Genomic DNA, 24,470 nt, shown 5'->3' on the forward strand with positions numbered 1-24,470 from the left:
TTTTACGACTTGCTCTTGTTGTAGACGTCGAAGAACACGGCGGCGAGCAGCACCAGACCCTTGATGACCTGCTGCCAATCAATGCCGATGCCGATGATCGACATGCCGTTGTTCATCACGCCCATGATGAAGGCGCCGATCACCGCGCCCGTCACCCGACCGACGCCGCCCGAGGCCGAGGCACCGCCGATGAAGCAGGCGGCGATGACGTCCAGCTCGAAGGAGACGCCCGCCTTGGGCGTGGCGGTGTTGAGACGCGCGGCGAAGATCAAACCGGCCAGCGCCGCCAAAACGCCCATGTTCACAAAGGTGTAGAAGGTCAACCGACGGGTGTCGATGCCCGACAGCTTGGCCGCCTTCTCGTTGCCGCCCAGCGCGTAGACGCGCCGCCCGATGGTGGTGTCGCGGGTGACGAAGGCGTAAAGGCCGATCAACACGACCATGATGATGAGGACGTTGGGCAAGCCCTTGTAGGTCGCCAGCAGCGAGCCGATGTAGGCCATCGCCGCGAACAGGCCGAGATTCTTGACGATGAAGAGCGGCAACGGCTCCTGATCGATGGCGAAGCGGTGGCGGCGGATTCGGGCGGCGACGTTCAGACCGATCATCGCCAGCGGGGTGACGACGCACAGCAGCAGCGTCGTCAGGTGATAGCCCTCCATCCCGAAAACGTCGGGGATGAAGCCGGAGCTGAGGCGCTGGAACTCCACCGGGAAGGGACCGACCGACTGACCGGCCAACAGGGCGAGGCTCAGGCCCCGGAAGACCAGCATGCCCGCCAGCGTCACGATGAAGGACGGAATGCGGAAATAGGCCACCCAATAGCCTTGGGCCGCGCCAATCGCGCCGCCCGCCAGCAGACAAATGATGGTGGTGGGGATGAAATGCAGATGGTACTGCACCATCAAGATGGCGGCGAGCGCGCCGATGAAGCCGACGATGGACCCCACCGACAAATCAATGTGCCCGGCGACGATGACCAGCAGCATGCCCAGCGCCATGATGACGATGTAGCTGTTCTGAAGCACCAGGTTGGTCAGGTTCAGCGGGCGCAGCAGCGTGCCGTCGGTCATGTATTGGAAGAATGCGACGATGGCCAGCAGCGAAATCAGCATGCCGTAATCGCGCATGTGACTTTTGAAGAACTGCGCCATCGAGGCGTGCTTGGCCGGAGCCGGCAGGTTCACTTCTGCGCTCATTGCAACTTCTCCCGAGACGGCGTGCTGGCGGAGGGTCTGCCCGTCGAGGACATGATCGCTCCCATGATCTTTTCCTGGCTGGCGTCGGAGGCGGGCATTTCGGCCACCATCGCGCCCTCGTTCATCACATAGATGCGGTCGGCGATGCCCAGCAGTTCGGGCATTTCCGACGAAATCAGGATGACGCCGCGCCCTTCGGCGACCAGTTGGTTGACGATGGTGTAGATTTCATACTTCGCGCCGACGTCGATGCCGCGCGTCGGCTCGTCCAGGATCAACACCTGCGGGTCAGAGAACAGCCATTTGCTGAGCACGACCTTTTGCTGGTTGCCGCCGGACAGGTTCACGGTTTCCTGAAACACGCTGGAACAGCGGATGCGCAGGCGCCGCCGGTATTCGTTGGCGACCTCGATCTCGCGCTCGTGATGGATCACGCCCTTTTTCGAGACTCCGGTCAGATTGGCCAGCGAGACGTTGTGGCGGATGTCGTTGTCGAGCACGAGGCCGTAATGCTTGCGGTCTTCGGTGGCGTAGGCCAACCCGCTGTTCATCGCCCGGCGGATGGTGGAAACGTCGATCTCCCGCCCATGCAGATAGGCCTTGCCGCTGATGTTCTGGCCATAGGCGCCGCCGAACAGGCTCATGGCGAATTCGGTGCGCCCGGCCCCCATCAACCCGGCGATGCCGACCACCTCGCCCCGGCGAACGCTGATGCTGACGTCCTTGACCATGCGGCGTCCGGCGTGGATCGGGTGATCGGCGTTCCAGCCCTTCACCTCGAACAGCAATTCGCCCGGCGTGGTGGTGCGTTTGGGGTAGCGGTCGGCGATCTCGCGCCCGACCATGCCCTTGATGATGCGTTCTTGACGAATCGGCGCTTCGTGGCAATCCAGCGTTTCCACGGTGGAGCCGTCGCGCAGGATGGTGACGCGGTCGGCGACCTTGGCGATTTCGTTCAGCTTGTGGGAAATCAGGATGGAGGCGATGCCCCGCGCCTTGAACTCCAGCAGCAGCGCCAGCAGGGCGTCGCTGTCGCTTTCGTTCAGGCTGGCGGTCGGCTCGTCGAGAATCAGGAGCTTGACCTCCTTCGACAGCGCCTTGGCGATTTCGACAAGCTGTTGCTTGCCGACGCCGATGTTGGTGACGAGGGTTTCCGGCGAATCGGACAGGCCGACCATGCGCAGCAACTCGCGCGCCTTCACCGTGGCCGCCGACCAGTCGATGACGCCCTTTTTCGCCCGCTCGTTGCCGAGAAACAGATTCTCGGTGATCGACAGCAGGGGAACCAGCGCCAGTTCCTGGTGAATGATGATGATGCCCAGCTTTTCGCTGTCGGTGATGCCGCGAAACGTCGCCTCTTGATCCTGGAAGCGGATTTCGCCGCTGTAGGAGCCGTGCGGATAGACGCCGCTCAACACCTTCATCAGGGTGGATTTCCCGGCCCCGTTCTCGCCGATCAGAGCGTGGATTTCACCGGCGCGAACCGACAGGTTGACGTTGTCCAGAGCCTTCACGCCCGGAAACGTCTTGGTGATGCCGCGCATTTCGAGAAGTGGTTTCATCGGATGACCTTGATCCGGCGGGTCGTCAGCGACCCGGCGTTCACCAGCAGACCAGCGGCGGGGCCGCGTCGGAACGACGCGGCCCCGCCCCCGTCACTCAACGAATCTGGCTTTCCTTGTAATAGCCGCCGCCAACCAGAATGTCCTTCCAGTTGGACGCGTCCACGCTGACCGGCTTCAGCAGAAAGGCCGGGACGACCTTCTTGCCGTTGTCGTAGGTCTTGGTGTCGTTGATCTGCGGCGTGCCGCCCGCCAGCAGGGCGTCGACCATGCCGACCGTGACCTTGGCCAGCTCACGGGTGTCCTTGTAGACGGTGGAGCGCTGCTCGCCCGCCAGGATCGACTTGACCGACTGGACTTCGGCGTCCTGGCCCGTCACCACCGGCATCGGCAGCGACGCCGAGCCATAGCCCACGCCCTTCAGCGAGGAGATGATGCCGATGCTCAGACCGTCATAGGGGGAGAGAACAGCGTCGACGCGGGCCTTGGTGTAGTAGGCGCTCAGCAGATTGTCCATGCGGGCCTGGGCCACGGCGCCGTCCCAACGCAGGGTGGCCACCTTGTCCATGCCCATCTGGCCGCTGCCGACCTTCAGCTTGCCGCTGTCGATGTAGGGCTGAAGCACCGACATGGCGCCGTTGTAGAAGAAGAAGGCGTTGTTGTCGTCGGCGGAGCCGCCGAACAGCTCGATGTTGAACGGACCCTTGCCCTCTTTCAGGCCCAGCGCCTTTTCGATGTAGGAGGCCTGGAGCACGCCGACCTGGAAATTGTCGAAGGTGGCGTAATAGCTGACGTCGGCCGACCCACGGATCAGACGGTCATAGGCGATGACCTTCACGCCCTTTTCCGCCGCCTTGTGCAGCACGTCGGTCAGCGTCGTGCCGTCGATCGCCGCGATCACCAGAACCTTGGCGTTCTTCGTGACCATGTTCTCGATCTGGGCGAGCTGGTTGGGGATGTCGTCATCGGCGTATTGCAGATCGGTCTTGTAGCCCTTTTCCTGGGCGTATTTGACCATGTTGGCGCCGTCGTCGATCCAGCGGGCCGACGATTTGGTCGGCATCGAAATGCCGATGGTGCCCTTGTCCTGCGCCACCGCCGTGGTCGCGAAGGGGGCGGCCAGCGCGAACAGGCCAACGGCGACACCGGCCAGTGCGGACGTGAACGACTTCATCAGTTTCTTCCTCCCAGTTGCTTGACGCCGCCTCTCGCCGATGGAGAGGGGGGTGTGTTCCCATATCGAAACCGCCACGCCGGGCGCTCAATTGATCGTCAGACGGACTGTCCGTTGAGCGCCGGATTGTCGCCGTAGATTCGGTTTGTTTGAGATAACTGTCAAATGCGTATATTGCTTTTTTCGATATCTATTTTGATATCGAACAGACCGCAGAGGGGGACTGTCTCCGTCAAAGGGAAATCATCAGCGCCACGAACAAAATGAACGCTACCGGAGTTTCGGCAAGCCTTCCAGCCATTGATTTTTTCGCCGGATCCCACCGGGCCGGGCCGCAACGAAAAACGGCGGATGGTAAGGTCCATCCGCCGTTTTTCGTTCGGTGTGATCGTTAAGAAGGGACGTCAAGGCTCAACCCGCGCGCCCCCTCCCCGACCCTCCCCCGCGTTGCGGGAGAGGGGGCCTGGAACTTTGGCGATTTGCAGCGGAGTTCCCTCTCCCGCGCCAGCGGGGGAGGGTTAGGGAGGGGGCAAGACTCCGCAACCCACACGCAAGCTACTGCTTACATCCCGCCGGGGTAGTTCGGCCCGCCGCTGCCTTCCGGCACCACCCAGTTGATGTTTTGGGTCGGATCCTTGATGTCGCAGGTCTTGCAGTGCAGGCAGTTCTGCGCGTTGATCTGCAAGCGCGGGCTGGTTCCGTCCTCGTTGCGGACGATTTCATAGACGCCCGCCGGGCAATAGCGGGTTTCCGGCGCGTCGTAGAGCGCCAGATTGACGCTGATCGGCACCAAGGAATCCTTCAGCGTCAGATGCGCCGGTTGGTTTTCCTCGTGGTTGGTGTTGGACAGATAGACCGACGACAGGCGGTCGAAGCTGATTTTCCCGTCCGGCTTGGGATAGGCGATCTTCGGCGCCTCGCTGGCGCGGACCAGCGACAGATTGTCGGCGTGGTGCTTGAGCGTCCAGGGGGCCTTGCCCTTGGTGACGGTCTCGAACCCGGCGTTGAGCAGGCCGAACCACAGGCCCTTCTGGAAGCCCGGACGGATGTTGCGCACCGCCTGGAGTTCCGGCCACACCCAGGACTCCTTCAGGCGCAGCGGGTATTCCGTCGCCTCGCGCGAGGTCGCGCCGCTGGTCAGATGCTCGAACACCGCTTCCGCCGCGACCATGCCCGACTTCATGGCGGTGTGGTTGCCCTTGATCTTCGGCACGTTCAGGAAGCCCGCCGCGTCGCCGATGATGACGCCGCCGGGGAAGGTCAGCTTCGGGATCGACTGGAAACCGCCCTCGCTGAGCGCGCGCGCGCCATAGGACAGGCGCCGCCCGCCCTCGAAGGTCGGGCGGATCGCCGGGTGGGTCTTGTAGCGCTGGAACTCTTCGAACGGGCTGAGATGCGGGTTGGCGTAATCCAGGCCGACGACGAAGCCGACCGACACCAGATTGCCTTCCATATGGTAGAGCCACGACCCGCCATAGGTCTTGGGATCCATCGGCCAGCCGATGGTGTGGACGATCAGGCCGGGCTTGGATTTGGCCGGGTCGATCTCCCACAATTCCTTGATGCCCAGGCCATAGGTCTGGTGGTCGCAATCGCGGCGCAGGTCGAACCGCTCGAACAACGTCTTGGTCAGCGAGCCACGACAGCCTTCGGCGAAGATGGTCTGCTTGGCGTGCAACTCCATGCCGGCTGTGTAGTTGCCGGTCTTTTCACCGTCCTTGCCGATGCCCATGTCGCCGGTGGCCACGCCCTTGACGGCGCCATCCTCGTCATACAGCACTTCAGCGGCGGCGAAGCCGGGGTAAATCTCCACGCCCAGCTCTTCGGCTTGGGCGCCCATCCAACGGGCGAGGTTGCCGAGAGAGATGATGTAGTTGCCGTGATTGTTCATCTGCGGCGGGGCGACGGGCGACTTGAACGCCTTCGTCTCGGTCAGGAACAGGAAATGATCTTCCCGCGCCGGGGTGGTCAGCGGCGCGCCCTTCTCTTTCCAGTCGGGGATCAGTTCGGCCAGCGCGTGCGGCTCGAACACGGCGCCGGACAGCAGATGCGCGCCGACCTCCGAGCCTTTTTCGATGACGCAGACGCTGATGTCCTGCCCGGTTTCGGCGGCGCGCTGCCTCAGGCGGATCGCCGCGCTGAGACCGGCCGGCCCGGCGCCGACGATCAGGACATCATATTCCATGACTTCGCGCGGTTCGCGTTCCATGTCCTAAACTCCCCCACCTTCTTGTTTTGGCGCTTGCGCTGTTCTCGTCTGTCCCCCCCGCCTCTCCTGCGGGTCGCTGCTTGTAGCACAGGATGCGGTGCAACCAAATCCGGCAAGGATCATGTAAGACCACACGATCTGTGGTAAGGTCAAACGATGATTGACGTATGCGACATCCTCGACGCGCTGCGCTGGCACGCCGACATCGGCTGCGACGAAGCCATCGGCGACACGCCAACCGATTGGGCCGCCTTGACGGCCCGCGCGCCCATGCGCCCGGCGACGCAAACGGGTTTCGCCCCGAACGGCGGCGCGACTCGGGACGGCGGAACGCGGGCCGCGCCCGCGACCGGCATGCCCCGCCCGGCCCCGCGCCCGGCGGCGGCAATGGTCAGCGCCGACCAGCCGCTGGGGGCGAGCGAGGCCGGAATCAGCGCCCGCGCGCGCGCCGCCGAGGCGAAGACTCTGGCCGAACTGGAAGCCGCCTTGCGCGATTTCGACGGCTGCCCGCTGAAGGCCACGGCGATGAACACGGTCTTCGCCGACGGCGCCGACGACGCCCCGATCCTGCTGATCGGCGAAGCCCCCGGCGAGGACGAGGACCGGCAGGGCAAGCCCTTCGTCGGGGTCAGCGGCAAGCTGCTGGACCGCATGTTGGCGCAGGTCGGGCTGGACCGCAGCCATGTGCGCATCACCAACATCCTGCCCTGGCGCCCGCCCGGCAACCGCAGCCCGACCGCCGCCGAGGTCGCCGCCTGCCTGCCCTTTCTGGAGCGTCACGTCGCCTTGGTGAAGCCCAAGATCCTGGTGGCGCTGGGCGGCGTGTCGGCCAAGACCCTGCTGGACCGGCCCGACGGCATCACCCGCCTGCGCGGTCAATGGCGCGACTACCCGACGGCGGACGGCCCGCTGCCGCTTCTGCCGATGCTCCACCCCGCCTATCTGCTGCGCAACCCCATCGCCAAGCGCGAGGCGTGGCGCGACATGCTGGCCTTGCGGCAAAGAATCGACGAAGTCGGCATCACATTTCAGTAAATAAATATGAACCAAAACCAACACCGACAAATTGTTTCCAGGCTGATGGAGCAAACAGGCCGTTTTCACCGATGACGTCGCGTCCGGCCCATCTTCCGCACGATCTAATCCCATTGTCCAGATCCGCATAACCCGTTGGCCGCGCAGCCGATTACCCGACGGGGCGCAGGGCGCGTGAATCCTTTGCTTGCGGTTCGGTCCAAACTGGGTTAATTGGATCGAATGCTCTGGAAATTGTGCAGTGCAGCATACAGGGCCGCGCACGCGGTCCGGCTGCGACGCAACCTTCTGGGCGTTCTGGGAACAACGGCGGTCGTCGCTGTGGTTCTCGCCGGATCGGGCGCTCCGCGCCCGGCTCGCGCCGCCCTTGTCATTCACGCCCCGGATGGGCAAACCGTCGTTCCGTCCGGCGCCGAGACCATGCCCGAACCGCTGCTTTTGGCCTCGGACCTAGAGGCGCGCGCCGTCCAACTGACGCAAGACGACGCGGCCCGCTACGTCCGCGTTTTCACCTTGCAGGAACGCGCCGACTGGGACGCCGCCGACGCCGAAATGCAGGGGCTGAAGGACCGGCGGCTGCTCGGCTACGTTCTGCGCCAACGCTATCTGCACCCCGACCGCAAGGCCAACTTTGACGAGTTGGCGCTGTGGATGCAGAAATACGGCGATCTCGCCGGGGCCGAGCGCGTCCACAGCCTCGCCCAGCGCCGCCAGCCCTCGGGCGACCGCAGCCTGAAGCCGCCGCGCGGCGACGACGCGGTGCGGCTGAACGGCTCGCTGGAGCAGTTGGGCGGCCTGCGCACCGTGTCGGCCAAGGCCGAATCGTTGGCCGAGGAAACCGGCGCCGCCGACGGCCCGGACAGCGTCACCGTCGCCCCGCGCAGCCGCACCGTCACCCGCGCCCGCGCCGACCGCGCCGCCGTGGCGCGGGTGGAGGACCTGTTGCGGGCGGGCCGCGCCGGGGCGGCGCTGGCCCTGCTGGGGCAGGACGACTTCTCGCGCAATCTGGATTCGGTCCAGTATGACGACGCCCGCGCCCGCATCGCCGCCTCTCTCTATTACAATGGCGAAATCACCCAGGCCCTGGCGCTCGCCTCGGCCAGCGCCGCAAGGTCGGGCGACGCCCTGCCGGAAGCCCATTGGATCGCCGGGTTGGCCGCGTGGCGGCTGAAGCAGGTGGACCGCGCCTCGCGCCATTTCGACGGCATGGCGGCGTCCGGACCGCGTTCGCCCTGGCTGGCCGCCGCCGCCGATTACTGGGCCGCCCGCGCCCACACCCGCCGGGGCCACGCCGCCGAGGCGTTGACCCACCTCGCCGCCGCCGCCCGTTACCCGCACACGTTTTACGGCCTGCTCGCCCGCCGGGCGTTGGGCGGGGTCGATCAGGTGGAATGGCGGGCGCCCGAACTGACCGGGGTGCAGTTGGCATCTCTGGCCCGCAAACCGGCGGGCGCCCGCGCCATCGCCCTGCTGCAAACCGGCCAGCGCGATCTCGCCGAGTTGGAGTTGCAGCGCGTTCACCCGCAGGGCAACCCGCTGGTCGAACAGGCCCTTGTGAGTCTGGCCGACCGGGCCGGGCTGCCGACGCTGTCGCTGCGCCTGGGCAACGCGGTCGCCGGGCCGGATGGCTCGGCCTACGCCGCCGCGCTCTACCCGCTGCCCTATTGGAAGCCGCGCGACGGCTTCACCCTCGACCCCGCGCTGGTCTTCGCGGTGATGCGGCAGGAATCGCGCTTCGACACTCGGCTGGTCAGTTCCGCCGGGGCCACCGGGCTGATGCAGATCCTGCCCAGCACCGCCCAGCATGTGCAGGAGCGCAACCCCGACCTGACCAGCGCCGACGCCGACCGCGCCGCGCTTGTCGATCCCGCCCGCAACATGGAGCTGGGGCAGCGCTATCTGAACGAGCTGTTGGCGATGCCCGACGTCGGCGGCAACCTGTTCCTCGCCACCGCCGCCTACAACGCCGGGCCGGGCACGCTGTCGCGCTGGCGGCGCGAGATGAGCGACGTCGCCGACCCCCTGCTGTTCATCGAAAGCCTTCCCTTCGCCGAGACTCGCGACTATGTGGAGAAGGTGATGGCGAATTACTGGATTTACCGTCTGCGGATGGGCCAGGAAAGCGCCTCGCTGGCTGCCGTCGCCGCTGGCAAATGGCCGGTCTACACCGCTCCGGCCTATGCCGAGGGCGCTCCCGCCCCGGCGCAGGTCGCTTCGCGGCCCGCGCCGATGGTCGAACAGGTCGCCGAACAATCGTCGGGCAGCCCGATCCAGTGATGGAGCGGGTGGCCCGCTGGCCGCCCATCCCTTGATCGGAACCCGCATGCCGAAGATTGACGAAAACCGCCCCTTCCTGCCCGTCAACATCGCGGTCGTCACCGTGTCCGACACCCGCGTCGCCGCCGACGACCGATCCGGCGACGCGCTGGTCGAACGGCTGACCGCCGCCGGGCATCGGCCGGCGGCGCGCGCCATCGTCAAGGACGACGTCGCCGCCATCCGGGCGCTGGTCCAGGCCCACATCGCCGACCCGCAGATCGACGTCGTGCTGACCACCGGCGGCACCGGCGTGACCGGGCGCGACGTCACCCCCGAAGCGGTCGAAGCGCTCTATGAAAAAGCGATCCCCGGCTTTGGCGAATTGTTCCGCCAGCTCAGCTACGCCAAGGTCGGCACCTCGACCATCCAGAGCCGGGCGACCGGCGGCGTCGCCAACGGCACTTACATCTTCGCCCTGCCCGGCTCGCCCAGCGCCTGCCGCGACGCCTGGGACGACATTCTGGTCTGGCAGCTCGACAACCGGCACCGCCCCTGCAATCTGGTCGAGCTGATGCCCCGCCTGCGCGAGCATCAGATCTGACATGACCGACCTGCGCCTTCTGTTGGAAAGCGGAGCGGTGATCGACGCCCTGCGGCGGCTGCCAAACCTCGACGCGCTCAATCTCGACGCGCTGGAGCCGCTGCCGCTGAAGGGCGTCGCCCACGACCATGTCCGCCTGCGCGACTGCGCCCTGGTCCTGCGGATTCCGCGCTGGAGCCAGATGGGGCTGGTTCCCGCCGCCGCGCTCGCCCATCAGGCCGCCGCCTTTCAACGGGCCGAAGCCTCGGGCCACACCCCCCGGCTGGTCGCCACGTTGCCGCCGGGGGAGGCGTTGCCGATGGGCGCGCTGCTGGTGACGGAAATCGTCGGGCGCACCCCACTCCTGCCCGCCGACATGGCGAGCATCGCCCGCGCGCTGGCCGCCTTGCACCGCATGCCGCCGCCCGCCGATCCGGCCCCGCTGCCCTGCCCCGCCGACCCCGCCGCCGCCCTGCTGGCGCAGGTCGAACGGCAAGCCGCCTGGTTCGACGCCGCCCGCCTGACGCCGGAGGCCCGAGGGCTGATCGCCGAGGAGCTGGACGCCGCCCGCCGCGACCGGGTGGCGTCGCCGATGCCCATCGCCACGGTCGGGGTGGACGTCCACCCCGGCAATTTCCTGATCGACGACACAGGCAAGGCGTGGTTCACCGATCTGGAAAAGCTGCAATACGGCCATCCCGCCATGGATCTGGCCCACGCCAGCCTCTACAGCTCGACCAAATGGGATCCGGCGGTCAACGCGGCGCTGAGCGCCGCCGAAATCGCCGCCTTTCACGCCGCGTGGGTTGCGGCGGTCCCGCCCGCCTTGGCCGAGGCGACGCGCCCGGCGTTGGGGCCGCTGCGCCGTCTGACGTGGCTGCGCACCCTGTCCTGGATGGCCCGCTGGTCCACCGAGGGCGCGGCGCTGTCGCCCGGCATGCCCGACGCGCTGCGCGCCCATATGGACGCCCACGCCGCCGACATCCTGCGGGCCGAGCGGATCGAACGGATTCGCCGCGATTGGCTCTAGACCTTTGCCGCCGATTGCGCGGTTAATAGGGATGGTTGAGACAAACATGACAGCGCGCAAGGCGAGGCACAGCATGACGAGATTCCAAAACAGGGCGCGTCTGGGATCGGCCCTGCTGTTGTCCGGCCTGCTGTTCGCGCTTCCCCCCAGCCCAGCCCAAGCGGTCGAACCGCCCGGCCCGGCGATCGGCAGCTATCTGGCCGGGCGCTTCGCCCAGCATCAGGATGATTGGACCGCCGCCGCGCTCTACATGGCCCAGGCGCTCGCCGCCGACCCCGGCGACCTCGCCCTGCTGCGCCGCACCTTCCTGCTGAAGCTGGGGGAGGGCAAGATCGACAGCGCGCTGGAACTGGCCCAACGGGTTCTGCAATCGGACAGCGACCCGCAAATGGCCTTGGCCCTGCTCGCCGCCGACGGGTTGGCCAACGGGCGGTTGGGCGACGCCGAGGCGCTGGCCGCCCGCATCCCCGCCGACGGGTTGGGAAAATTCATCGGTCCGCTCACCAAGGCGTGGCTGGCCCAGGCGCGCGGCCAAACCGACAACGCGCTCGCCGCGCTGGAGCCGTTGACCCAAATCAGCGGTTTCGCCGCCCTGCACAATCTGCACGCCGCGTTGATCCTTGATCTGGCTGGGCGCACCGAACAGGCGGCGGCGCGTTACGCCAGCGTGACGGAAAGCGCCGCGCCGTTGCGCGTGGTGCAGATCGTCGGCAATTTCATGGAGCGCACCGGGCGCGTGGCCGAAGCCCGCAAACTCTACGAAACCTTCCGGGCGGGGGCCGCCGACAGCCTGCTGGTCGAACCGGCGGTCGACGCGCTGGGCGGCGGCGCGACCACGGCCCGCACCGTCCGCGATTCCCGCGATGGTCTGGCCGAGGCGATGTTCGATCTGGCCAGCGCCCTGCACCACGAGAACGCCGACGAAACCGCCCTGCTGTTCGGGCGGCTCGCCCTGCATCTGCGGGCCGATCTGCCGCTGGCCCGCCTGATGATCGGCGACATCATGACCATGCGCGACCATCACGAGGAGGCGTTGGCCGAATACGGCTTTTTGGCCAAGAACCCAATTCTCGGTTGGTCGGCCCGGCTGCGCGCCGCCGACAGCCTCGCCCGGCTCGACCGCGCCGACGAGGCCATCGCCAGCCTGACGGCGCTGACCGCCGAACACCCGGAGCGCACCGACGCGCTGATCCGGTTGGGCGATCTCCAGCGCTTCGCCAAACGCTACGCCGAGGCCGCCGAATCCTACAGCGCCGCCCTGACCCGGATGGCCCCGCCGGACGAGCGGCAATGGCCCCTGCTCTACGCCCGCGCCATGGCCTATGAGAAGGTCGGGCGCTGGCCCGAGACGGAAGCCGATCTGAAAGCGGCGCTGGCGGTGAAGCCCGACGAACCCAGCCTGTTGAACCATCTGGGCTACAGTTGGATCGAGCGCGGCGAGAATCTGACCGTCGCCAAGGGCATGGTCGAACGGGCGGTCGCGCTGCGTCCGCGCGACGGCTACATCATGGACAGTCTGGGCTGGGCGCTGTTCAGCCTGGGCGATTTCAACGGCGCGGTCGACAAGCTGGAACGGGCGGTGGAGATGAAGCCGGTCGATCCGACGATCAACGACCATCTTGGCGACGCCTATTGGCGGGTCGGTCGCCGCAACGAGGCGCGCTTCCAATGGACCCGCGCGCTCCGCATCGCCGACGAGGACGAGCAGAAGGAGGCCATCCAGGCCAAGCTGGACAAGGGCCTGCCCGACAACCCCCACGCGGCCACCGTGAAACGCTGACCGGCCCCATCTCCCAAGGCCCATCCCCCGCATGACCACCGCCAGCCTGACCATCTTCCGGGGCCGCAGCGGCGACCGCAACCCGCGCGCCATGGCCGGGGCAGAGCGGCTGGGATCCGACCTCGCCCGCCGCCTGGGGCGGACGATCACCGCCATCGGCGCGGCGGAACCGCCGATCCCCGGCCTGTGGGACGTTCAATTGGCCGCCGCCCGTCCGGCGCTGCGCGGCCTTGCCGACGCGGTGGCTCTGGCGCTGACCGAACCATCGCCGACCGTAACGGTGATGGGCCGTTGCGCCGCCGCCCTGGCGACGCTTCCCGTGATTGCTCGCCAACGACCCGACGCCTGCGTGGTCTGGTTCGACGCCCATGGCGACGTGAACACGCCCGGGGCGTCGGACAGCGGCTATCTCGGCGGGCTGGTGGTCAGCGCGGCTTGCGGCCTGTGGGACAGCGGGCTTGGCGCCGGACTGGCGTTGGGCAAAATCGTTCTGGTCGCCGCGCGCGATCTCGATCCGGCGGAATGGGCGCTGATCGAATCCGGGGCCTTGCGCCATGTCCCGGTCGGCCCCGATCTGGCGGCGCGGCTGGCCGAGGCGGTGGCCGGTCGCCCGGTCTACATCCATCTCGACGTGGACGCGCTCGACGCCGGCCTTGTCCCCAGCGAGTATCAGGTGGCCGACGGCCTGTCCTTCGCCGATCTGCGCGCCGCCTGCGCGGTTCTGGCGGAACGTTCGATCATCGGCCTGGAAATCACCGAGTTTGAGGAGTCCTGGCCGGACGGTCGCCCCGGCGAGACCGGCCCGTTGATCGACGCGCTTGATCCGCTGCTGCGCGTTCTGACCGCGCCGTAGCGGGTCAGCGCCCGCGCAAGGCCCCCGGCGTCACGCCACGGCGGCGTTTCAGGCTGCGGGTCAGGGCGCTCTGGTCGGAAAAACCAACGGCCAGCGCCACTTCGGCGGGCGGCAAATCGCCGCTGCGCAACAGCGCCTCCGCCCGGTCCAGCCGCAGATCATTGAGGAAGCGGGCGGGCGTCGTCCCGGCGCGGGCGCGGAAACGCTCGTGAAACTGGCTGGGGGACAAGCCGACGGCGTGGGCCAGATCGACGACGCTCAGCGCCTCCCCGCAGCGCGCGCGCATCAGCGCCTGCGCCCGCGCGATGGGATCGCCCGCCGCGCCGTCCGGCGACGGCGCGCGCCGCCGTTCCAGCGCGCGCAGCAGCAGGGCCGCCGCGTGGTGGGCGGTGGGGTCGTCGAGCGGCGCGTCCGCCGCCTCGCTCGCCAGATAGCGGATGAGCGAATCCAACGCCGCGTCCACTGCGAAAAAGGCGTCGGCCTGACGCAGCGCCGCGTCGGGCAACAGCGCGTGCGGCGGCAGGTCCAGCACGACGAAACGGTTGCTGCCGCGCGCCAGAAAGCTGTGCGGCGTGCCGTCAGCGACGATCACCCCTTGCCCGTCGCCGACGCGGCCCTGTTCGGCGTCCACCGCCATCTCCAGCGATCCGGCGACCGGCAAGACGATCTGGTGAAAGCGGTGCGCGTGCCGCCGCTCCCGCCCGTCATAGCTGCGGGTGGCGACGGTCAGGCGGTGGGGCTGGGCCACGCGGGCAGGCTCCTGTCACGACGATGCGAGCCGCCATGCTACGCCGGGGAGGACCAAGCCGTACAGGCGGGATGCGCGCCACCGACCGGAGTTCACCGACCGGAGTTTCGGTCAAAGCAGCCCGGAGTTCGGGACAAGACCACGGCGGCGCGTCCGGCTATGGTCCAGCTTCCGCGCAAGCCCGCGCCCTCTCTGGATTTCGCCATGACCGCCGCCGCCGCAACCGCCCGCCCATCCGTGTCCCGCGCCACCGCCATCGGGGCCACCGCGATTCTGATGTGGTCCACTCTGGCCCCGCTGGCGACGTTGGCCGGGCGGGTGCCGCCCTTCCAACTGGTGGCGACCTCCTTCCTGCTGGCCTTTCTGGTCGGCAGCGGTTGGACGGCGGCGCGCGGCGGCAACCCCTTTTCCTATTTCCGCCAATCCCTCCCCGCCTGGGCCTTGGGGGTGGGCGGCCTGTTCGGCTTTCACTTCCTCTATTTCATGGCCCTGCGCGCCGCGCCGCCGGTGGAGGCCAACCTCATCAACTATCTGTGGCCTCTGTTCATCGTGCTGTTCTCCGCCCTGCTGCCGGGGGAGCGGTTGCGCTCCTGGCACGTCGCTGGGGCGGTCGGCGGTTTGGCCGGAACGGTTTTGCTGATTTTGCGCGGCGGTTCGGGCGATTCCGCGCAAGGCTGGCTGACAATCGAGGCGGCGCATCTGCCGGGCTACGCCGCCGCGCTGGGCAGCGCCGTCACCTGGGCCGGTTATTCGGTGCTGCGCCGCCGCCTGGGCCAGATCGGCGACGCGCCGACCGACGCGGTCAGCGCCTTTTGCCTCGTCACCGCCATCCTGTCGCTGCTCTGCCATCTGGGCTTGGAAGAAACGGTGTGGCCGACCGACGCCCTCGGCTGGGCGGCCCTGCTGCTGCTGGGGCTGGGGCCGGTGGGCGCGGCCTTTTTCGTCTGGGACCATGGCGTGCGGCACGGCGACATCCGGGCGCTGGGGGCGCTGTCCTATCTGGCCCCGCTGCTCTCCACCCTGCTGCTGGTCGCCTGCGGATTGGCCCCCAACAACGGAGTCATCTGGGTGGCCTGCGCGCTGATCGCCGGCGGCTCCCTGCTGGCCAGCAAGGATTTGCTGAAACGGGGCTGAGGGACGCGAGACGCCCTCTTTTCAGCCAAGGGCGATCTTGGCAATATGCCGACCTCCTTGACCTCTTTCCTTGGGTATGTCCATGAAAAAAATAGCGCTTTTCTGTGTCGCCGCCCTTTTGGGCGGCATGGCCGCCACCGCGCAGGCCGCCGACAGCTACAAGTTCAACCTGCACAACAAATCGTCGGATTCGGTCATCAACGGCTTCCGCACTTACGAAAAAGGCGCCTGGAGCAAGAACTGGATCGACTTCACCCTGAAGCCCGGCGAATCCGCCGAAATGGATTGGGGCAGCAGCGATGGCAATTGCGTCGTGCCCTTCAAGGTGAGCTGGATCGGCTATGACGCCGAAGAGTTCAAGGTGGATTGGTGCAAGGTCCGCAACGTCTACATGCTGGACAAGGGCTTCCGCTTCGACTGAGCCGGACGGCCTTGACCGGAGCCGGAACGGGGCGCCGCCGCCCAAACGGCGCCGAACGCCCCGTCCGGCCTCCGACAGTGCTTCCGCGCCCGCGCGCCATATTGACACGCGATCCGCCCATCCCCTCTCATAGCGGTCTGTTATCGTTGTGGGAGGCTCGGGCGCCATGGATCTGCGGCAGTTGCGCTATTTCCTGGGCATTGTCGAGCATGGCTCGATCTCCCGCGCCGCCGAGGCGTTGCGGGTGGCGCAACCGGCGCTCAGCCTGCATTTGAAGCGGCTGGAGGAGGATTTCGGCTGCCAACTGGTGTTGCGCACGGCGCGCGGCGTCGTGCCGACGGAAAGCGGGCGGCGGCTGGCCCAGCGCGCCATCGGCCTGATCGAATCGATGGACAGCCTGCGCGACGACGTGCGCGCGGTGGAATCCGTGCCGTCGGGACCGGCGACCGTCGGCATCCCAACCTCTCTGGGGCCGGTGCTGACCGTGCCGCTGGCGCTGGCGGTGCGCCGCGCCCACCCGTTGATCCGGCTGCGCGTGGTCGAAGGGCTGTCGGGCCACATGCTGGAATGGGTGCTGTCCGGGCAACTCGACCTCGCCTTGATTTTCGGGGCCAAGGACATGGGCGGGCTGAACACCGAATTCGTGGCGCGCGAACAGCTCCATCTGGTCGGCCCCGCCGACGATCCCCTGTTGCGCGGGCGCGCCGCCATTCCCTTCGCCGAAGCGCTCGCCCTGCCGCTGATCTTGCCCGGCCGCCCGCACGGCCTGCGCGAGGAGGTGGAGCACGCCGCCCTGCTGGCGCGCGGGTCGGTCAATGTGGCGATGGAGATCGACGCGCTGGAGCAGATCAAGGCGCTGGTCGCCGAGGGCTGCGGCTACACCGTGCTGTCGGAACGGGTGGCGCGCTACGGCGCGGCGGCGGAACGCCTGACCGGCCTGCCCATCGCCGACCCGCAGATCGACCGGACCATCCTTTTGGCCCACGCCACCGGACGCCCGATGCCGGTCGCCGCCCGCGCCGCCCACGCCATCCTGCGCGGCCTGCTGGCCGATCTGACGCAGGATGGCGCGTGGAAGTGACGCATCCCCTCAGGCGAGCGTTCCCGCCTTGCGCGCCGCCCGCATCAGCGCCGCCCCCCGTTCCGCGATCATCACGGTGGGCGTGTTGGTGTTGCCCGACGTGATGGTCGGCATGATCGAGGCGTCGATCACCCGCAGGCCGCGCAAGCCCTTGAAACGCAATTCGGTGTCGGTGACGGCGGTCGGATCGTCGGCGCGGCCCATCTTGCAGGTGCCGATGGGGTGGAAGATTGTCGTGCCGATGTCGCCCGCCGCCTTGGCCAACTCCTCCTCGCTCTGATAGGACGGGCCGGGCAGATGTTCGCGCGGGTGGAAGGGGGCCAGCGCCGGTTGCCCGACGATGCGCCGGGTCAGCGCCAGCGCCTTGGCCGCCTTGGCCCGGTCGGCGGGATCGGTCAGATAGCGCGGGGCGATGGCCGGGGGGGCGAGCGGGTCGCGCGAGACGATGCGGGTCCAACCGCGCGAGGCCGGGCGCAGGTCGCAGACGCTGGCGGTGAAGGCGGCGAAGGGGTGCAGCGGCTCGCCGAACTTGTCGAGCGACAGCGGTTGCACATGATACTCCAGATCCGGCGTCGCCACCTCCGGCCCCGACGCGACGAAGGCGCCGAGCTGGCTGGGGGCCATGGTCAGCGGCCCGCGCCGGAACAGCGCGTATTCCAGCCCCATCATCGCCTTGCCGATCAAGCTGTTCGCCCGCTTGTTCAGTGTGGTCACGCCATCGACCTTGAAGATCATCCGCATTTGCAGATGGTCCTGCAAATTGCCGCCCACCGCCGGGGCGTCCAGCGCCACGGGAATGCCCAAATCCTTGAGATGCGCCGCCGGGCCGACGCCGGAGCGGTGCAGAATGGCGGGCGAGCCGATGGCCCCGGCGGACAGCACGGTTTCCAGCCGGGCGTCCGCCCGCGCCGCCTGCCCCTTCACCGAGAACTCCACGCCGGTGACGCGCCCGTCGGCGATGGTCAGCCGGTCGATGACGGCGTTGACGACGACGGTCAGGTTGGGCCGCATCAACACCGGGCGCAGAAAGGCTTTCGACGCGCTCCAACGCACGCCGCCGCGCTGGTTCACCTCGAACGCGCCGACGCCCGCGTTGGTGCCCCGGTTGAAATCGTCGCTCGGTAGAACGCCCGCCTGCTGCGCCGCCTCGGCGAAACGGTCGAGCAGGTCCCAGCGCAGCCGTTGCCGCTCCACCCGCCATTCGCCCCCCACCCCGTGCAGGTCGCTGGCCCCGCGCCAATAATCCTCGCTGTCCTTGAAGACCGGCAGAACCTGGTCCCAGCCCCAACGCGAATCGCCGGTCAGCGCGGCCCATTCGTCGTAATCGCGCACTTGGCCCCGCATGGCGATCATGCCGTTGATCGAGGAGCAGCCGCCCAGCACCTTGCCGCGCGCGTAATGGATGCTGCGCCCGTTCAGTCCCGGCTCCGCCTCGGTGCGGTAACACCAATCGGTGCGCGGGTTGCCGATGCAGAACAGATAACCGGCGGGGATGTGCAGCCAGATCCAATCATCCTTGCCGCCCGCCTCCAGCAGCAGCACCCGCATGTCGGGGTCCAGCGACAGCCGGTTCGCCAGAACGCAGCCCGCCGTGCCGCCGCCGACGATGACGTAATCGAAACCGCCGAAATCCTGCCTGTCGCTCATCGGACGCGTCCCCCGGTCGTTCTTGCTGTTTCGCCGGGGTCATTAGATTGCTGACCGAACGGATGATCCAATGATTTATCGCAAAGCCTGATATTGGATTTGCTTATAATGCGGGGCATGGACCACCAGCTTCTCCGCGCCTTCGTCACCATCGCCCGCGAAGGCAACCTGACCCGCGCCGCCGAACGGCTGTGCGTCAGCCAGCCCGCGCTCAGTCTCCAACTGAAGAAGCTGCACGAACAGATCGGCCACGCCCTGTTCGAGCGCACGGCCCATGGCATGCGGCTGAGCGAGGCGGGGCGCCAATTGCTGCCCGCCGCCGAACGGGCCTTGAGCGCGCTGGCCGAGTTTCGCGGGGTGGCCGACGGCTTGTCCGGCGCCGTCGCCGGGCGGCTGCGCATCGGCACCATCGTCGATCCCGAATTCCTGCGCCTCGGCCCCTTCCTGAAACGGCTGGTCGAGCGTCACCCGCGCCTGACCACCGACCTGTCGCACGGCATGTCCGGCGCCGTGGCGCGCGAGATCGTCGCCGGACGGCTGGACGTCGGCTACACGCTGGGCGCCCCCGGCCTGCCGGAACACGCGGAGCGCTGCGCGGTGACGCCGCTGGCGGTCTTCGCCTACCGCGTCGTCGCCCCGCCCGGTTGGGGGGAGCGGGTGCGCGGGCGCGGCTGGCGCGAACTGGCCGCCCTGCCCTGGATCGGCACGCCGCCGGATTCCGCCCATCACCGCCTGACCACCCGCGCGTTCGAGCGCGAGGGCGTCCGCCCGCAGATCGTCGCCCAGGTCGATCTGGAGGCGTCGATGCTGGATCTGGTGCGGTCGGGCATCGGCCTGTCGCTGGCGCGCGACAGTCTGGCCCTGCGCGCGGCCCACGCCGACGGCGTCGCCCTGGCCGACGCGGTGTCGGTCGAGGCCAGCCTCGGCTTCCTCTGCCTGAAGGAGCGCCGCCACGAATCCGCCATCGCCGCCGCCCACGCCGTGATGGCCGACGTGTGGAGCGACGGCCCGTGGAAAACCCTCGATTGACGGAAGAATCGTCTTAAAAATTCGGCTGGTGATCGGGCAAGAGGGCTGCCCAATTCCGGTGTGAAATCAGACGCTTGGTTTGGGTCATAGCCGGTTCGTATTGTGCATGGCGCTGCAACAATAAAGGGGCATGATCGCGAAAATGTTGACTCATGCGTTCAAATAGCCAACAGTGGTCTTTGTTGCGCCACAGCATGCCCTCATGCGTGGCCATTTTGGATGAACAACATTGTGAGGCCGACGTGCCGGGAACAGCCATCAGGCATCCCTCTGCGCCGCAAAACGGCAAGACCAGGAAGCCGGACTTTTCTCGTGTCGTGCGGATCGCGGCGCTTTCCATTCTCCTCGGGGGCCTCTCTCTGTCGGCGTCCGCCGCTGAGCCGCACCGTGCAAAACCCAAACACAAGCCGACCGGGCAGGTCGGTCAAGCGTCCTGGTACGACTACAAGGACGGCAGCAAAACCGCGAGCGGACAGAAAATCAGCGCCAAGGCCTTGACGGCGGCGCACCGGACCATGCCATTCGGCTCCAAGCTGCGCGTGACCAACATCCGCACCGGCAAATCGGTGATCGTCGTCGTGAATGATCGCGGCCCGTTCCACGGCAAGCGCATCATCGACGTCAACCGCCGAGCCGCGCAAAAGCTGGGCCTGATCCAGATCGGCGTCGCCCAGGTCCGGGTGGAGCGCGTCGTTCAGGTCGCCGAAGCGAGCGACTGACCGGCCCCACAACCCGGTGAACGCAAAAAGCCCCTCGTCCCGAACGGACGCAGGGGCTTTTTCGTTTTGAACGCCCTCTCCCGCCGCGCGGGAGAGGGTGTTCATCAGCGTTCCGCTTACTTCAGGAACGGCAGGTTCAAGCCCTGCTCCTTCGCGCAATCAATGGCGATGTCATAGCCCGCGTCGGCGTGGCGCATGACGCCGGTCGCCGGATCGTTCCACAGCACGCGGCCAACCCGGCGCGCCGCCTCGTCGGTGCCGTCGCAGACCACGACCATGCCGGAATGCTGGGAAAAGCCCATGCCGACGCCGCCGCCATGGTGCAGGCTGACCCAGGTCGCCCCGCTGGCGGTGTTCAGCAGCGCGTTCAACAGCGGCCAGTCGGACACGGCGTCCGAGCCGTCCTTCATCGCTTCGGTTTCGCGGTTCGGGCTGGCGACGGAGCCGCTGTCCAGATGGTCGCGACCAATGACGATGGGGGCCTTCAACTCGCCCGACTTCACCATCTCGTTGAAGGCCAGCCCCAGCCGGTGGCGTTGCCCCAGACCGACCCAGCAGATGCGCGCGGGCAGGCCCTGGAAGTGGATGCGCTCGCGCGCCATGTCCAGCCAGTTGTGCAGATGCGCGTCGTCGGGGATCAGCTCCTTCACCTTGGCGTCGGTCTTGTAGATGTCCTCGGGATCGCCCGACAGCGCCGCCCAGCGGAAGGGGCCGACGCCCCGGCAGAACAGCGGACGGATGTAGGCGGGGACGAAGCCGGGGAAGTCGAAGGCGTTCTCCAGCCCCTCTTCCTTGGCCATCTGGCGGATGTTGTTGCCGTAATCGACCGTCGGCACGCCCATGGCGTGGAAGGCCAGCATGGCTTCGACATGGACGCGCATCGACTTGCGGGCGGCGACGGCGACCGACGCCGGGTCGCTTTCCCGCGCGGCGTCCCACTGGGCCAGAGTCCAGCCCTGCGGCAGATAGCCGTTGACCGGATCATGGGCGGAGGTTTGATCGGTGACGATGTGCGGACGAACCGACGGATCGACGGCGGCGCGGCGCGCCAGTTCGGGGAAGACGTCGGCGGCGTTGCCCAGCAGGCCGACCGAAATCGCCGCGCCTTTCGCGCAAGCCTCCTGAATCCAGGCCAGCGCCTCGTCCAGGCTGGCGGTGTGGCGGTCGAGATAGCCGGTGCGCAGGCGCATCTCGATGCTGCTCGGGCGGCATTCGACGGCCAGCATGCAGGCCCCGGCCATAGTCGCAGCCAGCGGCTGCGCGCCGCCCATGCCGCCCAAGCCGCCGGTCAGGATCCATTTGCCCGTCAGGCTGCCGTCGTAATGCTGACGCCCGGCCTCGACGAAGGTTTCGTAGGTGCCTTGGACGATGCCCTGGCTGCCGATGTAGATCCAGGACCCGGCGGTCATCTGGCCGTACATCGCCAGCCCCTTGCGGTCCAGCTCGTGGAAATGCTCCCAGGTCGCCCAGCGCGGCACGAGGTTGGAGTTGGCGATCAGCACGCGCGGCGCGTCGGCGTGGGTGCGGAAGACGCCGACCGGCTTGCCCGACTGCACCAGCAGCGTTTCATCGTCGTTCAGATCGCGCAGCGCCGCGACGATGCGGTCGTAGCTGTCCCAGTCGCGCGCCGCCCGACCGATGCCGCCATAGACCACCAGCTCTTGCGGGCGTTCGGCGACGTCGGGGTCGAGGTTGTTCATCAGCATGCGCAACGGCGCCTCGGCGAGCCAGCTTTTGCAGCTCAACGCGGCGCCATGCGGCGCGCGGATGACGCGATGGTTGTCGAGACGGGACGACGACATGGGGCGTGCTCCTGGTGGGAGGGGGAGGGGTGGGAGGGGTGGATGTGGATGATGGCGGTTGCCCCCTCCCCGACCCTCCCCCGCTCACGCGGGAGAGGGGGCCTGATGGGAAGGCGGCGGCAGTTCCCTCTCCCGCTGACCAGCGGGGGAGGGTTAGGGAGGGGGCCGCGAGAGGCTTACGGCGGCGGCGCCTGGAAACGCGCGCCCAAACGGTAACGGCTGCCGGGATGCACCAGCATCGCCACCGTCACGACCTGACCATTGACCCAGGTGCGGCGGGTGACGCGCAAACAGGGTTCGGTCGGCGGGATTTCCAACAGGCGGGCGATGTCGGGGGTCGGGGCCACCGCCTCGATCACATGCTCGACCTGGGGGGAGGATTCCAGCCGCATCAGATAGGCGCCGGGGGTCTGTTGGGTGAAATCCTGGTCCAGATAGTCGGGCGCGACCTCTGGGTTGACCCAGCGCTCTTCCAACTGCACCGGCACGTCGCTTTCGCGATGGACGACGATGGAATGGAACAGGGCCGACCCGACCGGCCGGTTGAAGCGGCGGGCCAGACCGGAATCGGCGGTGACGGCGAACAGGCTTTCGACCGCGCAGGAATGGCGGTTGCCGCGCGCCGCGATCTCGTCGGCGATGCTGCGCAGCTCCACCACGTCCATGCTGGTCGGGCGTTCGGCGACGAAGGTGCCCAACCCCTGCACGCGGGTCAGCAGCCCTTCGTCGGTCAGGTCGCGCAAGGCGCGGTGGACCGTCATCCGGCTGACCGAGAACTCCTCCAGCAGCTTGTGTTCGGACGGGATTTGAAAGCCCTCGCGCCAGTGGCCGGACTGGATGCGGCGGCGGATCGTCTCCTTGATCTGGGCGTAGCGCGGTTGCGCGGCGGACACGGCGCTCATGATCGGCTCTTTCAGGACAAAATGCGGGGCGCGCGGACGATTCCCGCGTTCACCACCGCCCGGCAGGGGTTGAGGCCGATGGCGTAGGACAATTCCGCCGGATGGTCGATCCCCCACAGAACCAGATCGGCCCGCATCCCCGGCGCGATGACGCCCCGGTCGCTCAAACCCAACGCGCGGGCAGCGCAGCGCGTCACCCCGGCCAGCGCCTCCGCCGGGGTCAACCGGAAGAAGGTGCAGCCCATCGACAGCATCAGCAGCAGCGAGCAGACCGGCGAGGTGCCGGGGTTGTTGTCGGTGGACAGCGCCATCGGCACGCCGTGGCGGCGCAGCAGATCAATCGGCGGCAGCTTGGTTTCGCGCAGGGCGTAGAAGGCGCCGGGCAGCAGCACCGCTGCCGTTCCGGCCCGCGCCATGGCGACGACGCCCTCCTCATCCAGATGCTCAATGTGGTCGGCGGACAGGCCGCCGAACGCGGCGACCAGCTTGGCCCCGCCCAGATTGCTGAGCTGTTCGGCGTGCAGCTTCACCGGCAGGCCATGCGCCCGCGCCGCCTCGAACACGCGGCGGGTCTGGTCGATGGAAAAGCCGATGCCCTCGCAAAAAGCGTCCACCGCGTCTGCCAACCCGGCCTGGGCGACGGCGGGCAGAGTTTCGGCGCAAAGCTGGTCGATGTAGCCGTCGGGGTCGCCGCGCCGTTCCGGCGGGACCGCGTGGGCGCCCAGGAAGGTGGCGCGGACATCGACCGGACGAACCTCCGCCAGACGCCGGGCGACGCGCAGCATCTTCATCTCGCTGGCGGTGTCCAACCCATAGCCGGATTTGATTTCGACCGTCGTCACCCCTTCGGCCAGCAGGCTGTCCAGGCGCGGCAGCGCGACGGCCAGCAAGGCGTCTTCGTCCGCCGCGCGGGTCGCCGCGACGGTGGAGACGATGCCGCCCCCCGCCCGCGCGATCTCCTCATAGCTCGCGCCCTGGAGCCGCATCTCGAACTCGCGCGCCCGGTTGCCGCCATAGACAAGGTGGGTGTGGGCGTCGATCAGCCCCGGCGTCATCCAGCCGCCGCCGCCCGAATGGACATGCGCGGCCAAAGACTCCATAGGCCCCGGCAGGGCCGCGCGCGGACCGGCGAAGACGATTTTGCCGTCCTTCACCCCCACCGCCGCGTCCGGAACCGCGCCATAAGCGTCCGCCGCCCCATCAACCATGGTGGCGAGCGACAGGTCGATCCACAGGGAATCCCACAGCGCGGCGGTCGGCATCGGTTGTCCTCCGGTGGTCCTCCGCCGGGCGCCCTTGCGAAAGG

Annotated in this window: 21 protein-coding genes; 11 read left to right on the forward strand and 10 right to left on the reverse strand. The window is 67.8% G+C overall.

Annotated features, from left to right (window positions below; all coding sequences use genetic code 11):
- Positions 1-2: 2 nt before the first annotated feature.
- The 5 genes from mmsB to D3877_RS12565 all read right to left on the reverse strand — a co-directional run bounded on the left by mmsB (position 3) and on the right by D3877_RS12565 (position 6,144).
- Complete coding sequence (gene mmsB / locus D3877_RS12550; RefSeq protein ID WP_119831143.1) at positions 3-1,199, reverse strand: multiple monosaccharide ABC transporter permease; 1,197 nt, start codon at positions 1,197-1,199, stop codon at positions 3-5.
- Entirely contained in the window at positions 1,196-2,761 is a 1,566-nt protein-coding gene (gene mmsA / locus D3877_RS12555) for a multiple monosaccharide ABC transporter ATP-binding protein (protein WP_119831144.1), read from the reverse strand. The genes mmsB and mmsA overlap by 4 nt, the downstream gene beginning before the upstream one ends.
- A 97-nt stretch (positions 2,762-2,858) precedes the next feature.
- Positions 2,859-3,935, reverse strand: a complete 1,077-nt coding sequence (gene chvE / locus D3877_RS12560; protein WP_119831145.1) for a multiple monosaccharide ABC transporter substrate-binding protein — start codon at positions 3,933-3,935, stop codon at positions 2,859-2,861.
- 161 nt (positions 3,936-4,096) lie between these two features.
- Positions 4,097-4,300, reverse strand: a complete 204-nt coding sequence (locus D3877_RS29410; protein WP_147395183.1) for a hypothetical protein — start codon at positions 4,298-4,300, stop codon at positions 4,097-4,099.
- Positions 4,301-4,497: 197 nt separating this feature from the next.
- The gene (locus D3877_RS12565) at positions 4,498-6,144 is read right to left on the reverse strand and encodes an electron transfer flavoprotein-ubiquinone oxidoreductase (RefSeq protein WP_119831146.1); all 1,647 of its coding nucleotides are present in this window, start codon (positions 6,142-6,144) and stop codon (positions 4,498-4,500) included.
- A gap of 156 nt (positions 6,145-6,300) precedes the next feature.
- Here D3877_RS12565 and D3877_RS12570 point away from each other — a divergent pair, with 156 nt between their 5' ends.
- The 6 genes from D3877_RS12570 (at position 6,301) to D3877_RS12595 (ending at position 13,681) form a co-directional block, all read left to right on the forward strand.
- Positions 6,301-7,179 carry a uracil-DNA glycosylase gene (locus D3877_RS12570; RefSeq protein WP_119831147.1) on the forward strand — a complete coding sequence of 293 codons (879 nt, stop codon included), beginning with the start codon at positions 6,301-6,303 and terminating at the stop codon, positions 7,177-7,179.
- A 420-nt stretch (positions 7,180-7,599) separates the two neighbouring features.
- The gene (locus tag D3877_RS12575) at positions 7,600-9,456 is read left to right on the forward strand and encodes a lytic transglycosylase domain-containing protein (protein ID WP_238474870.1); all 1,857 of its coding nucleotides are present in this window, start codon (positions 7,600-7,602) and stop codon (positions 9,454-9,456) included.
- 46 nt (positions 9,457-9,502) lie between these two features.
- On the forward strand, positions 9,503-10,039 hold the full coding sequence (gene moaB / locus D3877_RS12580) for a molybdenum cofactor biosynthesis protein B (RefSeq protein WP_119831149.1): 537 nt from the start codon (positions 9,503-9,505) through the stop codon (positions 10,037-10,039).
- 1 nt (position 10,040) lies between these two features.
- Positions 10,041-11,048 (forward strand): phosphotransferase family protein, encoded by a 1,008-nt coding sequence (locus tag D3877_RS12585; protein ID WP_119831150.1) that lies wholly within the window; start codon positions 10,041-10,043, stop codon positions 11,046-11,048.
- 73 nt (positions 11,049-11,121) lie between these two features.
- Positions 11,122-12,828 carry a tetratricopeptide repeat protein gene (locus D3877_RS12590; protein ID WP_119831151.1) on the forward strand — a complete coding sequence of 569 codons (1,707 nt, stop codon included), beginning with the start codon at positions 11,122-11,124 and terminating at the stop codon, positions 12,826-12,828.
- Positions 12,829-12,859: 31 nt separating this feature from the next.
- Entirely contained in the window at positions 12,860-13,681 is an 822-nt protein-coding gene (locus D3877_RS12595; RefSeq protein WP_119831152.1) for an arginase family protein, read from the forward strand.
- A gap of 4 nt (positions 13,682-13,685) precedes the next feature.
- Here the strand turns inward: D3877_RS12595 and D3877_RS12600 are convergent, their stop codons facing one another.
- On the reverse strand, positions 13,686-14,429 hold the full coding sequence (locus tag D3877_RS12600; protein ID WP_119831153.1) for an AraC family transcriptional regulator: 744 nt from the start codon (positions 14,427-14,429) through the stop codon (positions 13,686-13,688).
- A gap of 159 nt (positions 14,430-14,588) precedes the next feature.
- On the opposite strand from D3877_RS12600, the gene yddG reads away from it, so the two are divergent.
- From yddG to D3877_RS12615, 3 genes are all read left to right on the forward strand, one after another.
- Complete coding sequence (yddG, locus tag D3877_RS12605; protein ID WP_420796896.1) at positions 14,589-15,563, forward strand: aromatic amino acid exporter YddG; 975 nt, start codon at positions 14,589-14,591, stop codon at positions 15,561-15,563.
- An 82-nt stretch (positions 15,564-15,645) separates the two neighbouring features.
- A complete protein-coding gene (locus tag D3877_RS12610; RefSeq protein ID WP_119832414.1) occupies positions 15,646-15,984 on the forward strand; it encodes a hypothetical protein in 339 nt (112 codons plus the stop codon).
- A 166-nt stretch (positions 15,985-16,150) separates the two neighbouring features.
- Complete coding sequence (locus tag D3877_RS12615) at positions 16,151-17,065, forward strand: LysR family transcriptional regulator (RefSeq protein ID WP_119831154.1); 915 nt, start codon at positions 16,151-16,153, stop codon at positions 17,063-17,065.
- A 9-nt stretch (positions 17,066-17,074) separates the two neighbouring features.
- On the opposite strand, the gene D3877_RS12620 is transcribed toward D3877_RS12615, so the two are convergent.
- The gene (locus D3877_RS12620; RefSeq protein WP_119831155.1) at positions 17,075-18,712 is read right to left on the reverse strand and encodes a GMC family oxidoreductase; all 1,638 of its coding nucleotides are present in this window, start codon (positions 18,710-18,712) and stop codon (positions 17,075-17,077) included.
- A gap of 108 nt (positions 18,713-18,820) precedes the next feature.
- Between D3877_RS12620 and D3877_RS12625 the strand changes: the two genes are divergently transcribed.
- Both D3877_RS12625 and D3877_RS12630 read left to right on the forward strand, forming a co-directional pair.
- Positions 18,821-19,741, forward strand: a complete 921-nt coding sequence (locus tag D3877_RS12625; protein WP_199720789.1) for a LysR family transcriptional regulator — start codon at positions 18,821-18,823, stop codon at positions 19,739-19,741.
- 206 nt (positions 19,742-19,947) lie between these two features.
- Entirely contained in the window at positions 19,948-20,460 is a 513-nt protein-coding gene (locus tag D3877_RS12630) for a septal ring lytic transglycosylase RlpA family protein (protein ID WP_199720790.1), read from the forward strand.
- A 116-nt stretch (positions 20,461-20,576) separates the two neighbouring features.
- Here the strand turns inward: D3877_RS12630 and hutU are convergent, their stop codons facing one another.
- From hutU to hutI, 3 genes are all read right to left on the reverse strand, one after another.
- Positions 20,577-22,262: a urocanate hydratase gene (gene hutU, locus D3877_RS12635; protein WP_119831158.1), complete on the reverse strand. Its 1,686-nt coding sequence runs from the start codon at positions 22,260-22,262 to the stop codon at positions 20,577-20,579.
- A gap of 176 nt (positions 22,263-22,438) precedes the next feature.
- A complete protein-coding gene (gene hutC / locus D3877_RS12640) occupies positions 22,439-23,164 on the reverse strand; it encodes a histidine utilization repressor (RefSeq protein WP_119831159.1) in 726 nt (241 codons plus the stop codon).
- Positions 23,165-23,175: 11 nt separating this feature from the next.
- Positions 23,176-24,426: an imidazolonepropionase gene (gene hutI / locus D3877_RS12645; protein ID WP_119831160.1), complete on the reverse strand. Its 1,251-nt coding sequence runs from the start codon at positions 24,424-24,426 to the stop codon at positions 23,176-23,178.
- Positions 24,427-24,470 lie beyond the last annotated feature (44 nt).

Source organism: Azospirillum cavernae (assembly GCF_003590795.1).
GTDB lineage: Bacteria > Pseudomonadota > Alphaproteobacteria > Azospirillales > Azospirillaceae > Azospirillum > Azospirillum cavernae.